Consider the following 13,922-nt stretch of genomic DNA (forward strand, 5'->3'; position numbering starts at 1 on the left):
TCAGGCCTCCAGCCGGGCCATGCGGGTGGCGATCGCCTCGGCCGACAGCGCCGGCAGCACGTCGGCGACCCGGCCGTCGGCGAGGAACACGACCCGGTCGGCGTACGCGGCGGCCACCGGGTCGTGGGTCACCATGATCACGGTCTGGCCGTGCCGGTCTGCGGTGGCGCGCAGCAGGCCCAGCACCTCCCGCGACGTGCCGGTGTCCAGGGCCCCGGTCGGCTCGTCGGCGAACAGCACCGCCGGCCGGGTGACCAGCGCGCGGGCGATGGCGACCCGCTGCTGCTGGCCGCCGGACAGCTCGCTCGGCCGGTGCCCCGCGCGGTCGGCCAGGCCCACCTCCGCGAGGCCCGCCAGCACCCGGGCCCGGTCCGGCCGGCGGCCCGCCAGCCGCAGCGGCAGGGCCACGTTCTGCTCGGCGGTGAGCGCGGAGACCAGGTTGAACGACTGGAACACGAAACCGACCGCCTCGCGGCGCAGCAGGGTCAGCGCGTGCTCGGTGAGCGGCCCGAGGTCGGTGCCCGCGACCACGACCGAGCCCCCGGTGGGCCGGTCGAGGCCGGCGGCGCAGTGCAGCAGCGTGGTCTTGCCGGAGCCGGACGGCCCCATCACGGCCGTGAACGTACCGGTCGGGAACGCCAGGGTCACGCCGTCGAGGGCCGCCACGGCGTTGTCCCCCGTGCCGAAGGTGCGGCGGACCTCCGCGAGGCGCACCGCCTCGGCCTGGTGGGTCTGGGTGATCGTCATGCCGTCGAGCCTTCCGGGAACGGGGCCGCCGTTCACTGGCGCACGGGAGAGTCCCGGAGGTAACGCCAGCACTACCGCCCCCGGCGACCGGGCCCGCTACCGTCAGGGACGTGACCGTCCGTACCGGCTGGCAGGCCCTCACCCAGCACCCGCTCGGCTTCCTGGCCTCCGCCTGGCCGTGGCGGTCCCTGGCCTACCTCGTGTCCGGGGTGCTCACCGGCGTGGGCACCGCCGCCGTACTGCTCGGGCTGCTCGTCTTCGGGGTCCTGCTCACCCCGGCCGTGGTCGGGCTCGTGCTGCTGGCCGCCGTCCCGCTGTCCGGCCTGGTGGTGGCCCGGTTCGAACGCTGGCGGATGCTGCTCGTGGACCGCGACCCCGCGCCCGACCCGCACCGCCCGCCCGACCGGCCCGGGGTGCGCGCCTGGCTGCGCACCCGGGTCCGCGAACAGCAGACCTGGCAGGAACTCGGCTACGTCGGCGTGTCCATGTTCGGGCTGTGGTGGCTGGACTTCGGCGTGCTGGCCGTGTCGTTCTTCCTGCCCGGGCTGTGTATCGCGAGCATGTTCTACGACCTGACCCTGCCGTGGTATGGGTACGTGTTCGACTCCGTGGCGTTCGTGCCGCTGTTCGTGGTCGCCGCGTACCCGGTGACCGTGTGGGCCGGGGCGCGCGCCGCCCTGACCAGGGCCATCCTGTCGCCCCGGGAGGCCGAACTCGGCGCGCGGCTCGGCGAGGTGTCCCGGTCCAGGGCCCGGCTGGTCGACGCGTACGAGGTGGAGCGCCGCCGGATCGAACGCGACCTGCACGACGGCGCCCAGCAGCGCCTGGTCGCCCTCACCGTCCAACTCGGCCTCGCCAGGCTCGACCTGCCGCCCGGCTCCCCCGCCGCGCTCCAGGTGGGCGGCGCGCACGAGCAGGCCAAACTCGCCCTCGCCGAGCTGCGCGAACTCATCCGGGGCGTGCACCCGCAGATCCTCACCGACCGGGGGCTGCCGGCCGCCGCCGCCGACGTGGCCGGCCGCTCCCCGGTACCGGTGACGGTGGACCTCGTCCTCGACGGCCGGCTGCCCGCGTCGGTGGAGGCCGCCGCGTACTTCGTGATCACCGAGTCCCTGGCCAACGTCGCCAAGCACAGCCGGGCCGGGCGGGCCGTCGTCCGGGGCCGGGTCGTCGGGGACCGGCTGGTCCTGGAGATCAGCGACGACGGGGTGGGCGGCGCGGACGTCACCGCCGGCAGCGGGCTGGCGGGGCTCGCCGACCGGGCCGCCGCCGCGAACGGCACACTGACCGTGACGAGCCCGACCGGCGGGCCGACCCTGGTCAGAGCGGAGCTGTCGTGCCTGGTGGAGTAGACGGGGCCCCGGGCGGCACGTGGCCGGGTGCCGAGAGCGGGGCGGGGACCGGAGACCGGTCGGGTGCCGGGGATCGGTCCGGGGCCGGGCGGCGGTCGTTGCGGGTCGTCGTCGCCGAGGACTCCGTGCTGCTGCGCGCCGGCCTCGTCAGCCTCCTCGAACGCTTCGGCCACACCGTCCCCGCCGCCGTCGGGGACGCCGCCGACCTGGTCCGGGCCGTCGAGCGGACCGAGCCCGACATCGTCGTCACCGACGTGCGGATGCCGCCCGGGTTCAGCGACGAGGGGCTGCGCGCCGCCGTGGCCCTCCGCGCCGCCCGGCCGGGGCTCGCCGTGCTGGTGCTCAGCCAGTACGTGGAGCAGACCTACGCGACCGAACTGCTGGACTCCCGGCGCGGGGTCGGGGTCGGCTACCTGCTCAAGGACCGGGTCGGGGACGTCACCGAGTTCGCCGACGCCGTGGGCCGGGTCGCGGCCGGCGGGACCGTGGTGGACCCCGAGGTCGTGCTCCAGATGCTCGGCGCGCGCCGCGACCCGCTCCAGCGGCTGACCGTCCGGGAGCGCGAGGTGCTCGCCCTGATCGCCGAAGGCCGGTCCAACGCGGCCGTCGCGCGGGCGCTCGTGGTCAGCGACGCGGCCGTGGCCAAGCACATCAACAACATCCTCACGAAGCTGGACCTGCCCCAGGCCGAGGACGACCATCGACGGGTACTGGCGGTGCTCGCGTTCCTCCGGGGCTGACCGCCCCCACCCCGTGCCCCGAACACACTTGGTGAGCCGGCCGCTGACCCTGGCGCGGGCGCCCCACCGTCGCTTGCCACAGCCGGGCACGAGAGCCCGCGCGGCCATTTCCGCAGGTCCCGGCCAGGCGGCCCGGCGTACCCCCGTGATCGGGGTCTTACCCGATGTTGACCTTGTTGCTAGTTTGCGCCCAGGTTCAGCGGGCACCGTGCGGGTATGCGTTCAGGATATTTCGACCTGTTGCGCGCGGCCGCGCTCACCCGGGTGGTGCTGTACCACAGCATGGGCTGGGCCTGGCTCACCGTCGCCTTCCCGGCGATGGGCATGATGTTCGCCCTGGCCGGGGCCCTGACCGCCGCCTCATTGGACCGCGCCCCCACCGGGGCGGTGCTCGGCCGCCGGCTCCGTCGGCTGCTGCCCCCGGTGTGGGCGCTGGCCGCCGTCGGGGTGCCCGTGATGCTGTTCGGCGGCGAATCGGCCTGGTCGCTGCTGTGGTGGCTGCTCCCGCTGCGCGACCCGCACGTCGCGGGCGTGCTGGCCCCGGCCCTGAGCATGATCTGGTACATCCGGGTGTACCTGTGGTTCCTGCTGCTCTCCCCCGTCCTGCTCCGGGTGCTCCGCCGATACCCGGTGCCGACCCTGCTCACCCCGTTCGCGCTGCTCCTGGCGTTCTCCGCGATCGGCGCGCGGGGCGGGTCCGTCCCCTCGGAACTGTGGGACCTCGCCCTGTACGGCACCTGCTGGCTGCTCGGCTTCGCCCACCACGACGGGCTGCTGCGCGCCGTACCCAGAAAGGCGTTCCTCGCCCTGGCCGGGACGCTCGCGGCGGCCGGGCTCGGCTGGATCGCCACCCACCCCGGGCCCCGGGGTTTCGACCTCAACGACATCCCGGTCGGCAACGCGCTGTGGTCGGCGGCCGTGGTGCTGCTGATGTTCCGCCTCGCCCCGCGCGCCGACCCGCTGCGGGACCGGCCGCGGCTCGCCGGGGTCGTCGGGTTCCTCAACCGGCGGGCCATGACCGTGTACCTGTGGCACCAGATGGCCATCCTGGGCACGTTGTCGCTGGCCACGGCGGTGGGGGTCACGCTGGACCGGGGTGAGGTGCTGGCGATGGTGCTCGCGCTGCTGGCGGGGGCGGTGGTGGTGTTCGGGTGGGTCGAGGATGTCGCGGCGCGGCGGCCGGTGCGGCTGCCGGCGCTGGCGACCCGCTGACAGAACCTTTTCCGGGTACTGGCGCGCGGGGCTCGGTGACCGGCCGCCGTCGGTGCCGGGTGGGGCCGGCCCTCGGTGCCCGGCCGCCCTCGGTGCCGGGTGGCGGCTGCGCTCGGTGCCCGATGCCCGGCCGCGCTTGGTCTTCGACGGCCGGCCGTCCTCGGTGCTGGACGGCCGGCCGGGGTGCTACTCGGGGCGGGTCCAGTCCATCACCCAGTTGACCTGCCACGTCACACCGTCGTCATAGGAGAAGGCCTGCTCCCAGCGCGCGACGGCCGGCGACGGGTTGCGGTACTCGAACCGGACCCCCACCTTCTCGTCGCCCACCACGTCCTCGGCGAAGAACTGGCCCACCCCGTCGGTGAACCGCCCCTCGACCGGCACGTCCAACTGCCCGGGCTGAGCGGTGGAGCCCCACCAGATCCGCCACAGCCGGGTCGCCGGGTCGTACAGCCGCAGCGAGAAGCCCTCGAACGGGCCCCGGCCGGGCAGGTCCGCCACCCGGAACGTGTCGAGGTTGCCCAGCCCGCCGAGCAGGTGGACGCCCTCCGTGGTCGCGTCGAACTCGACCCAGTCGGCGCAGGCCCGGTCCGTCAGGTCCGTCAGCTTGCGGTTCCGGATCAGCCACCCGCCGACGATGAAGTCGAAGTCCGTGCGCCCGTCGTCCGTCATGTCCTATCCCCCTCGTGAGAAACCGTGCCCCGAGCATGCCGGTACTTCCCTGACATCCTCGGTCAGGGAAACCCCCGAGATCACCGAACGCCGCCGGAGTTGTCGGCTTCGCCCCGGTCGGCGGGGCAGAGGTGTAACACCTTCCCGGGTGGGTACCGATGTCCCAGCATCACGTCGACTCGCCGACCAGGAAGGACACCACCCTGCCCGCCATCGGCCTGCCCCTGCCGCGCGCCCGCCCCGTCGCGGTACCCTCCCCGCGCCGCCCCAGACCGGCCCCGCCCCGCACCGCCACGGTCCCGGAACCCGCACCGGCCGTACCCGTCGCACCGCCGTCCCGCCCCGCCGACCCGGAGGAGCCAGCCATGGTCGCGACTCCCCCGGCCCGGGACCGGTCGGAGGTCGTCGCCCGGCCGTGGTTCGCGCGCCTGGTCACCCGGATCGCCGCGTGCGCCCTGGCCGGCGCGGCCGTGCTGGCCGGCATCGGCTGGGACGAGTACGGACAGCCGTCGTTGTCGGCGGGCCACCTCACGTGGTCGGCGACCGGCGCGGCGCTCGCGGTCGGGGTCGGCTACCTCGGCGCGCGGCCCCGGGTGCAGGTCGACCCGGGCGGTGTCCTCGTCGTCAACGTGGTCGGCGCGCGGCGGCTGCCGTGGTCGGAGATCCGCGCCGTCCGGTACGAGGGCACCCGGTGCGCCCGGTTGGACACGGTCACCGGGGAGCTGGTGCGGATGGACGCGGTCCGGGCGGTGGACCGCGAGTACGCCGACGACGCCGTCCACCGGCTCCGCCAGCTGCTGGCGGCGCACCGGGCGCGGGGGCGATAGGGGTCCGGGCCGGGTCGCGGCGCCCGGAGCGCGCGACCCGACGCTGGGCCGGGGTCACAGGGCTGGGTTCTGACGCACGGAACACGTGACCCGACGCTGGGGCCAATTCGTGGCACGCGGAACGCGTGACCCGATGCCAGGCCAGGTGCTGCACGCGGAACACGTGACCCGACGCTCGGCCGGGGTCACGGGGCCGGGCGCGGCGCTGAGGCTCTCGCGCGGGCAGAGTTCGCCGCATGGGGCCGAGTTTCCCGCGCGGCGGTGGGTCCCCCGCCGGGCGTGGGCGTCGTAGAGTGCGACTGCGGGTGTAGTCGTCGCCCGCCGCGTGGGGAGGGTGACGCCGTGACCGACGAGTCCGGGCCGACAGGCCGCGACCTGCTCGAACAGTGGCTGCGGGCGCTGACCATCCTCGGTGACGCGTCACTGACCACCCAGGAACGTCTCGACCTGATCACCGTGGTCAACCCGCCCGAGCAGCTGGACCTGCGGATCAGTACGCCGCTGCCGCAGGTGGACGTCGCGGCGATCCAGGAGGCGTTCGGGCGCGCGGCGTCGTTGCACAGCCGCAAGACGAGCGTGCACATCCTGGTGGAGAACCAGTTGATCGCGTGGCTGGGCGAGGCCACGGACTCCACCCGCGAGCAGGTGCTGCAACGGCTGGCGCTGAGCCTGGACGAGGCGCTGCCCTAGCGCCCGATCCGGGACGGTGCCCGGGCGACGCACTCCGGGACAGCGCCCGGGCGACGCACTCCGGCACGGGGCCCGCGCCCGACGGGCACCGGCCACCGCTCCGCGCCGACCACCCACCGCTCGGTGTTCCGCGCCCGGCGCTCACGACTCGTCGCTCCGCCCGCTGCCCACCGCCCGGCGGCAGCCGCCCCGGGCCTAGAAGAACATCCGCCCGGGCCGGGTCCGGTCCCGCAGCGCCGCGAAGCGCTTGGTGTTCACCGGATGGCTGGCCAGCAGGTTGACGAGGAACACGAAGAACCCCCGGTCGGTGCGCGCCCGGTCGGCCATGGCGTCGAAGTCGACCTGCGGATACAGGTACTTGCCAGCCGCCAGCACCGTCATGCCCCGGTGTCCGCGCGGGCAGACCGCGTACCCGTGGTTGTCTGCGGTGTACTCCTGCGACCGCGACAACGTGGCCCCCACGGCGGGCACCATGTTCAGCACGGCGGTGCCCAGCTGCCGCCAGTAGGAGGCGTGCCCGGCGCGGACGTGGCCCAGCTCGTGGCCCGCGATGAACGCGAACGTGTCCGGGTCCCCGAGCCGCCCGCCGACCTCGAACAGGTCGCTGTGGAACGCCAGGTACCGGCGGAAGCCGTGGCCGGACGCGAACGCGTTGATGACGCCGTTGCCGAGTACCACATAGGCGTCCGGGGTCTTCGCCAGTCCCATCGCCCGGGCGGCGTCGACGAGGATCCGGTGCGCGTCGGGGAACTGCGTCTCGGTGATCCGCACGCCGTTGACCCGCTGGGTCGCGTAGGTCCGGCCCCGGATGAGGTAGATCAGGAACGGCAGGCCGAAGACCGAGGCGGCGAGGCTCTCGTCGAGTTCGACGCCCTGGACCAGCAGCACGAACAGCACACACAGCGCGCCGATCGAGACCACGACACCGACGACCACCATCGGGATCTCCCACGGGTGCCGGCGGGGACGCGGGATGTCGTGTTCGAGGTGCGCCCCGGCCGGGCTCGGGTCGGACATCCGCCACTCCTGACCGCTATGTGACTGTTCACGCCAGATTGGCGAGTTTGTCGGAGCGGGTGAGCGGTTCACCCAACAGCGGGTTCAGGATCCAGGGCAGGCCGCACCACGTGGCCGACGCGGGGTCGGGCCACCGGCGACGCGGGGTCAGGGCACCCGCGACACGGAGTCAGGGCACCCGAGACACGGAGTCAAGTCGCCCGCGACGCGGGGCAGGGCACCGGCGACCCGGGATCAGGCAACCGGCGACGCGGGCTCCCGGCCCACGCGCCGCAGCAGTTCCGGCAGTTCCCGCATGTCGCCGAACAGCACCGTGCCCGGCCCGGCCAGCGCGGCGGCGGGCGTGACCCCGCCGGTGTAGCCGAGGGAGCGCATGCCGGCCGCCCGAGCCGCCTGGACCCCGTACCGGCTGTCCTCCACGACCACGCACCGCCCCGGTTCGACGCCCAGCGCCGCCGCGGCGTGCAGGAACAGGTCCGGGGCGGGCTTGCCGTGCGCGACCTCGGTGGCACTGAAGATCCGCCCCTCGAAGCGGGGGTACAGCCCGGTCCGGCCGAGCGTCAGCCGGAGCTTGGCATGGGTGCCGCTGGACGCGACGCAGGTCGGGAGGGTGATCGCGTCGAGCGCCGCCACGATGCCCTCGACCGGCAGCACGGTCTCCAGCGCCGCCTGGTGCAGGGCGTCGAACCGCGCGGCCCACGCGTCGGCGCGCTCGACGCCGAGCTGGGCGACGACCTGGTCCTGGATCGCGGTGTGCGACCGGCCCACGAACCGTTCGATGATCTCGTCGTCGGTGAGCGGCCAGCCGAACTCGGCGAGGGAGACGGCGTTGGCCCGCAGCGCGAGGGGTTCGCTGTCGACGAGCACCCCATCACAGTCGAAAATCACAAGATCCACATCCGCACGGTACCGGATCCCCACAGCCCTCCGGCGCATCGCCCACCCGGCACCCGGGCCAGTGGGCCGCCCGACTCCCCGAGGGATCGCCCGGTCAGCGCCCGGCTGGAAGGTCACACCCGCCCGGGTCGGCAACTCACAGCGCCCGCTCCCGGCCACCCATACCCCCGCCACCCATCGCCGGGCCGCCCTCGTTGCCCGCCGCCCCATCATCCGTTGCCCACCGCTGGGCCGCACCGATGCGCGCCGCCCACCGCCCCAAAGCCCGTTGTCCGCCGCTGGGCAGCTCTGGCGCCCGCTGCTCCGATGCGCGCTGCCCACTCGCCGGGCCGCCCCGATTCCCGCCACCCCAGGACCCCGTCCCGGCCGCCGGACCACCCGAGTGCCCGCGCCCCATACCCATTGCCCACCGCCGGGGGCCACCCTGATACCCGCCACCCGCCGCCCCGACACACTCCGGCGCCCGTTGCCGCCCCCTCCACACCCGATACGTGTTGCCCATCTCCGGGCCGCCCAGATGCGCGCCAACCAAGGACCCTCCGCCTGCCACCCCGGTGTCCGCCGCGCCAGCGCCCGGCGCCTGCCCGCCCACCGCCGGGCCGCCCCGATACCCGCGGCCCGATGCCCTTTGCCGGCCGTCGGACCGCCCCGGCCCGCGCCGCCCACAGTGCCCACGCCCCCACGGAACAGGCCCGGCGCTCCGCGCCGGGCCTGTCGTCAGCGCACTAGCAACACGGGCGCTTGCCGGAGTTGTGCGAGGCCCAGTAGACCCCGTCGCCGCCGCATCCGGGCACGCAGCGGCCCTTCACGGGAGCGGCCTTCGCGGTGGCGGTGGGCAGGACCAGCTTGAGCACGCGGTCGATGATCTTCATTGGGCGACCTCCATAGTGGATCTTCCGATGTGTGAAAGAGTCTCCCCTTTGAATCGATCATCGTCAATGCCAATCCTTCACAGTCTTCGGAGAACCACGCCCCGGACCCGGCCGGCCGCGACGAACCCCTCCTGCCGGGAGTCGTAGCTCTGTCCGGGGTTGTCCCCCAGGACCACCATCCGCCCCGCGCCGACGACCGCCCCCGCCGCGTCCGCGAGCGCCGGCCCCAGGCCCGGCGGTACCGGATCACCCGGCCCCGCCGCCAGCCGCTTCACCAGCCACAACCGCCCGGCGGCCCGGATCCGCCCCCGGAGCCCCGGGAGCCCTCGAAGCCCCCGCCGCCCCGCGAAGGCCCCCGGATCGGCCGGCGGCGCGAGCACGATCACCTGACCGGCGACCACCCCACCCGGCCGGACCCGCCGGACCAGTACCCGGTCGCCGTCCTCGTACGTCGGGGACATGCTCGCGCCCTCCACCGTCACCACCACGAACGTGCGCCGCGCCCACAGCGCCCCGCCGAGCACGAGCACCCCGACGCCGGCCAGGAACCACCACACCTCACACCCCCTGGTTCTGGTACCGGGCGGCCTGGAGGCCGAACAGGCGCGCGTACACCCCGCCGGCCGCGACCAGCGCGTCGTGGCCGCCCCTCTCGACGATCCGGCCCTCGGACAGCACCACGATCAGGCCCGCGTCGCGGACCGCGCCCAGCCGGTGGGAGATGAGCAGGCTGGTCAGGCCGGCGCGCCGGGACCGTAGCCGGGTGTGGATCTCGTGTTCGGCCTCCGCGTCCAGGCCCGCGCTGGGCTCGTCGAGGATCACCAGGTCCCGGTGCTCGCGGAGGAACGCGCGGGCGATGGCGATCCGCTGCCGCTGGCCGCCGGACGGGTTCACGCCGGCCTGCGGGGCCGCCGCCGCCGGATCGTTGTGGTAGCGGCGGCTGAGCATGGTGCCGTACCCGTCGGGGAGGTTCGCCAGGGTCTCGTGCACGCCCGCCCGGTCGGCGGCGGCCTCGATCCGGGCCGGGTCGCCCAGCGCCGTCAGGTCGCCGACCGCGATGTTCTCGGCGGCGGTCATCTCGTAGTTGACGTAGTCCTGGAACACGGCGCTGATCCGGGACCGCAGCTCGCCCGGGTCCACGTCGCGGATGTCCACCCCGTCCCAGAGCACGGCGCCCCGGGTGGGGTCGTACAGCCGGCACAGCAGCTTGACGACCGTGGACTTGCCGGCGCCGTTCAGCCCGGCGAGCGCCACCGTCTCCCCGTGCGGGATGGTGAGGTCCACGCCGCGCAGTACCCACGGATGGTCGTCGGAGTAGCGGAACCACACGTCCCGCAGCTCGATCCCGGACCGCAACGCGGGCAGCGCGGCCGGGGTCTCCGCGACCGGCAGGTCGGGGCCGGCCCGCAGCACCGTCACATAGTGCTCGAACAGCAGCAGAGCCTGGTGCGCGGTGGCGACCTGCTGGGCGACGGCGGCCATCGCGGCCTGCACCCCGACGACGCCGGCGATGAACAGCGCGATGTCGCCGACCGTGTGCTGGCCGCCCTGCGCGGCCCGGGCCACCCAGACCAGGCCGGCCCCGGCGACGACGGCGGAGAACAGCCCGAGGCCGGCCTGAGTCGCCAGCTCACGGCGGTCCATCCGGTGCTGGGCGGCGTTGGCCCCGCGCCGTTCCCGCAGCATCCGGCCCCGCAGGAACGCGCCGAGGCCGAACAGCCGGACCTCCTTGGCGGCCCGCTCGGTGGCGAGCATGTCGCGGTAGAACAGCTCCCGGCGCTCGGCCGGGGTGATCTCCCAGTTGGTCCACGCCCGCTGCCGGCTCAGGACCAGCTCGGCGGCGAGGACCGGGCAGCCCGACGCCAGCACGACGACGGCCATCACCGGGCTGACCACCCACAGCGAGCCGAGGAACCCGGCCACGGTGACCAGCCCGCCGAGTACGCCGAACGCGCCGTCCACCACCCGGTTCGGGCCCCGGCCGCCGGACTCGTCGGCGAGTTCGAGCCGGTCCAGGAACGCGGGGTCCTCGAACCGGGCCAGGCCGGTGATCCGGTCCACGGCGGTGAACAGCCGGTCCTTGGCGACGAGCGCGACGGCCCGTTCCATCTCGTTGCGCAGGTACCGCAGCGCCGCCGGGACCGTCGCCGCGAACAGTCCGACGACCGCGAGCGCGACGACCTGGGCCGTCCACTCCGGCGTGATCCCGCCGACCAGCCCGTCGACCACGGCCCGGGTCAACCAGGCCGTGAGGACGGGTACGCCCGCCGCGACCAGGGTGCCGGCGACGTAACCGGCCAGGGAACCGGGGGCCGCGCGCAGGGTGAGGCCGACGGCGCTGCCGATCCGCGCGAGCACCTCGGCGGGCGACAGTCCGATGCGTCGGTCGGTCATGCCGGGGTCGCGACCTCGTGCCCGTACCCGTGGGCGACCACCGTCTGGCCCGCGCCCAGCCGGCAGAACGCCGGGGTCGCCTCCACGTGGAACGCGCGCGCGACGGGGCCCCGGCGGCGCTCGACGACGACCCGGGCGGCCGGGGCGAGCACGGCCACCATCTCGTGGGACTCGTCGTCCTCGCGGACCACGCCGAGCGCCAGGCCCGGTCCGCGCCGGGCGGCCTCGGCGGCGAACAGCGGCAGGTGCGAGTGGCAGGTCTCGCACTGCGGGTCGAAGAAGCCGACCATCGTGCCCTCGGCCAGGGTCTCGCGGGTCAGCTCCTCGCCGTCGACCGTCACGGCCGTGAACGCGTCGATCCGCTCGCCGAGCGGCAGCATCGGCTCGGGCGCGCCCTGTTCGAGGGTGGCGAGGCGCTGGTCGTGGTCCCGGAGCCGCCGGACCAGGCCGATCGCGAGGGTCAGGTTCAGCAGGACCAGCACGGTGAGCAGGGCGACCAGGGAGATCAGGAGCGGCATGGACTTCCTCCGGGGCGGGTCGGCGTGGGCTGGCCGGGACGGGCCGTAGTCGAGGTGGGCCGGGGTCGGGGTGGGCCGGGGTCGGGGTGGGCCGGGGTCGGGGTGGGCCGGGGTCGGGGTGGGCCGGGGTCGGGGTGGGCCGGGGTCGGGGTGGGCTGGCCGGGACGGGCCGTGGTCGGGGTGGGTGTCGTCGGGATCGGCGCGGGAGGCCCGGGAAGGCCACGGTCTGGGTGGGCGGTGGCACACGGTCGGGATCGGTGGTGCGGCACGGTCGGGGTGGGACGGCGACGGGCGGCCGGGCGGAGGGCGCAAGCCGGTTCAGCGCCCCCGGGAGGCCGGCGTGGGTCGGAACAGTCCCCGGATGTCGTCCATGACGGTCACCAGGCCGCCCACGACCAGCCCGGCGACGGCCGCGACCAGCGACTCCCCCAGCCGGAGCGACCCGCCGGACAACACCGCGGCTCCGCCGACGACGGCGACCGCCACGAGCAGGAGATTGCGCACGACGTGTGCCGGCCCGAGCGGCACAGTGGACGCTCCGAAACACCGGCAGGTGGTACTGGTCCCCCGCCGCACCGTCAGCGCGATCCCGCCCGCGAAGGCGAGCAGCAGCCCGGCCGCCACGGCGAACCCGGCAAGCGCCGTGGCCACCGTGGGGACAGCGACGAGGACGACGATCGCGGCCTCGGCCACCACGACCACCGCCGCGACCGGCGCGACCAGGGCCGGGGGGAACAACCGCATCCGGCGCACCGAGCGCACGAACGCGCCGTACGCCGCCGGGCCGGTGACCTTCGTGGACACCGAGGCCAGGAAAACGAGACCGAGCAGGCAGCGGGCGGCCAGCGCGAGGTACTGCATCGTCACCTCCCGAACCGTGGTCCACGGGGCGCGGACGCACGCGGTGACGGGAGTATACGCACAAACATCATTCAAGATCGATAGGTAAGTTCATCTATGCGCGGGGTCGCCGACCAGCCCTTCGGAGCGCGGCGGATCCACGCTGCGGGGCCGAGCCGGGCCGGCCGGGCGGGGACAGGCTGGGCCTAGCCGGGCCAGGGTCAGGCTGGGCCTAGCTGGGCCGATGGTTGTCGGGCCGGATGGCCAGGTGGCCGGATGGGCGTGGCCAGGCCAGGCCCGCCCCCTCGACCCGAGCCGGGTCGCCGCGCTCAGCCGTCCAGATCCGCCAGCTCCGTAGCCAGGTTCCGCCGCGCGTCGGCCTCCCACCGCTCCCGGCCGAGCGGCGTCCGGAACAGCGCCGGCAGGTCCCGCAGATCCGCGAGCACCGCGGCCCGCGCGGGCCGGAACACCAGGTCGGGCACGAACGCGTACTCCTCGCGGACCTCCGCCGCGTACGCCGCGTACTCCGCCGGGGTGCCGGCCAGCACCGCCAGGTCCGCGTCGCAGAGCACCTCGCCGTTGGTGTCGCCGGGGGCCGGGTCGTGGGTGAGGGTGAGCCGGACGAGCCGGGCGACCTCGGCGGTCACCGCGTCGGGCACCCCGGCCTCGGGCAGCGCGACCTCGGCGAGCCGGGCGCTGCGCTCCTCGTTGCCGGACTGCTCGGGCCGGTAGACGGCGTCGTGGAACCAGGCGGCGAGCCGGACCGTGTCGGGGTCGGCGGCATGCCCGGCCAGGTCGTCGATCCGGCGCAGGACGGCCGCGAGGTGCTCGGTGGTGTGGTACCTGCGCTGGGGTTCGGCCCACCGGGTCAGCAGGTCCGCCCCGCACGGCCCGGGGTCGGGCGCGCCGGGCCCCTGGTGGCGGCGGAGAGTCTCGGTCCAACGGGTGAGCAGCGCGTCGCGGGTGACCATGCCGCCCATTGTGCGGGAATTGCGCCACCCCATTTCCGGTATTCATCCGGTTTTGTCAATGTGACTGAGAGCAGCGTCACACCATCGATCTCCCGAGGGCCCTGAGCTGCGGAGATACGGAAGTGACCACGTGCAGGCACCCCGCCGTCACAGCCTGTCGAGAAACTACTGAG

At 74.7% G+C, this 13,922-nt stretch carries 15 protein-coding genes; 5 read left to right on the forward strand and 10 right to left on the reverse strand.

All coding sequences use genetic code 11. The features are described 5' to 3' along the window. The gene (locus AB0M43_RS11470) at nucleotides 1-747 is read right to left on the reverse strand and encodes an ABC transporter ATP-binding protein (RefSeq protein WP_363723516.1); all 747 of its coding nucleotides are present in this window, start codon (nucleotides 745-747) and stop codon (nucleotides 1-3) included. 110 nt (nucleotides 748-857) lie between these two features. Between AB0M43_RS11470 and AB0M43_RS11475 the strand changes: the two genes are divergently transcribed. From AB0M43_RS11475 to AB0M43_RS11485, 3 genes are all read left to right on the forward strand, one after another. Continuing rightward, complete coding sequence (locus tag AB0M43_RS11475; RefSeq protein ID WP_363723518.1) at nucleotides 858-2,099, forward strand: sensor domain-containing protein; 1,242 nt, start codon at nucleotides 858-860, stop codon at nucleotides 2,097-2,099. Nucleotides 2,100-2,197: 98 nt separating this feature from the next. Continuing rightward, a complete protein-coding gene (locus AB0M43_RS11480) occupies nucleotides 2,198-2,839 on the forward strand; it encodes a response regulator transcription factor (protein ID WP_363724544.1) in 642 nt (213 codons plus the stop codon). Nucleotides 2,840-3,055: 216 nt separating this feature from the next. Next, nucleotides 3,056-4,051, forward strand: a complete 996-nt coding sequence (locus AB0M43_RS11485; protein WP_363723520.1) for an acyltransferase family protein — start codon at nucleotides 3,056-3,058, stop codon at nucleotides 4,049-4,051. Between the two features lie 186 nt (nucleotides 4,052-4,237). On the opposite strand, the gene AB0M43_RS11490 is transcribed toward AB0M43_RS11485, so the two are convergent. Further along, nucleotides 4,238-4,723, reverse strand: a complete 486-nt coding sequence (locus AB0M43_RS11490; protein ID WP_363723522.1) for a hypothetical protein — start codon at nucleotides 4,721-4,723, stop codon at nucleotides 4,238-4,240. Between the two features lie 158 nt (nucleotides 4,724-4,881). Between AB0M43_RS11490 and AB0M43_RS11495 the strand changes: the two genes are divergently transcribed. Continuing rightward, nucleotides 4,882-5,550 carry a PH domain-containing protein gene (locus AB0M43_RS11495; protein WP_363723523.1) on the forward strand — a complete coding sequence of 223 codons (669 nt, stop codon included), beginning with the start codon at nucleotides 4,882-4,884 and terminating at the stop codon, nucleotides 5,548-5,550. A 342-nt stretch (nucleotides 5,551-5,892) separates the two neighbouring features. Beyond that, on the forward strand, nucleotides 5,893-6,240 hold the full coding sequence (locus AB0M43_RS11500) for a hypothetical protein (protein ID WP_363723525.1): 348 nt from the start codon (nucleotides 5,893-5,895) through the stop codon (nucleotides 6,238-6,240). A gap of 195 nt (nucleotides 6,241-6,435) precedes the next feature. On the opposite strand, the gene AB0M43_RS11505 is transcribed toward AB0M43_RS11500, so the two are convergent. From AB0M43_RS11505 to AB0M43_RS11540, 8 genes are all read right to left on the reverse strand, one after another. Continuing rightward, nucleotides 6,436-7,257: a M48 family metallopeptidase gene (locus tag AB0M43_RS11505; RefSeq protein WP_363723527.1), complete on the reverse strand. Its 822-nt coding sequence runs from the start codon at nucleotides 7,255-7,257 to the stop codon at nucleotides 6,436-6,438. A 234-nt stretch (nucleotides 7,258-7,491) separates the two neighbouring features. Next, entirely contained in the window at nucleotides 7,492-8,154 is a 663-nt protein-coding gene (locus AB0M43_RS11510; protein WP_363723529.1) for an HAD family hydrolase, read from the reverse strand. A gap of 725 nt (nucleotides 8,155-8,879) precedes the next feature. Beyond that, nucleotides 8,880-9,026 (reverse strand): hypothetical protein, encoded by a 147-nt coding sequence (locus tag AB0M43_RS11515; protein ID WP_363723531.1) that lies wholly within the window; start codon nucleotides 9,024-9,026, stop codon nucleotides 8,880-8,882. A gap of 77 nt (nucleotides 9,027-9,103) precedes the next feature. Then, the gene (lepB, locus tag AB0M43_RS11520; protein WP_363723532.1) at nucleotides 9,104-9,583 is read right to left on the reverse strand and encodes a signal peptidase I; all 480 of its coding nucleotides are present in this window, start codon (nucleotides 9,581-9,583) and stop codon (nucleotides 9,104-9,106) included. A gap of 1 nt (nucleotide 9,584) precedes the next feature. Further along, nucleotides 9,585-11,420, reverse strand: coding sequence for an ABC transporter ATP-binding protein (locus AB0M43_RS11525; protein ID WP_363723533.1), 1,836 nt, complete (start codon nucleotides 11,418-11,420; stop codon nucleotides 9,585-9,587). After that, nucleotides 11,417-11,938 carry a hypothetical protein gene (locus AB0M43_RS11530; RefSeq protein ID WP_363723534.1) on the reverse strand — a complete coding sequence of 174 codons (522 nt, stop codon included), beginning with the start codon at nucleotides 11,936-11,938 and terminating at the stop codon, nucleotides 11,417-11,419. The genes AB0M43_RS11525 and AB0M43_RS11530 overlap by 4 nt, the downstream gene beginning before the upstream one ends. A 318-nt stretch (nucleotides 11,939-12,256) precedes the next feature. Beyond that, on the reverse strand, nucleotides 12,257-12,799 hold the full coding sequence (locus AB0M43_RS11535; RefSeq protein WP_363724546.1) for a MauE/DoxX family redox-associated membrane protein: 543 nt from the start codon (nucleotides 12,797-12,799) through the stop codon (nucleotides 12,257-12,259). 308 nt (nucleotides 12,800-13,107) lie between these two features. Then, the gene (locus tag AB0M43_RS11540) at nucleotides 13,108-13,749 is read right to left on the reverse strand and encodes a metal-dependent phosphohydrolase (RefSeq protein WP_363723535.1); all 642 of its coding nucleotides are present in this window, start codon (nucleotides 13,747-13,749) and stop codon (nucleotides 13,108-13,110) included. Nucleotides 13,750-13,922: the final 173 nt, after the last annotated feature.

Source organism: Longispora sp. NPDC051575 (genome assembly GCF_040681875.1).
Taxonomy (GTDB): domain Bacteria; phylum Actinomycetota; class Actinomycetes; order Mycobacteriales; family Micromonosporaceae; genus Longispora.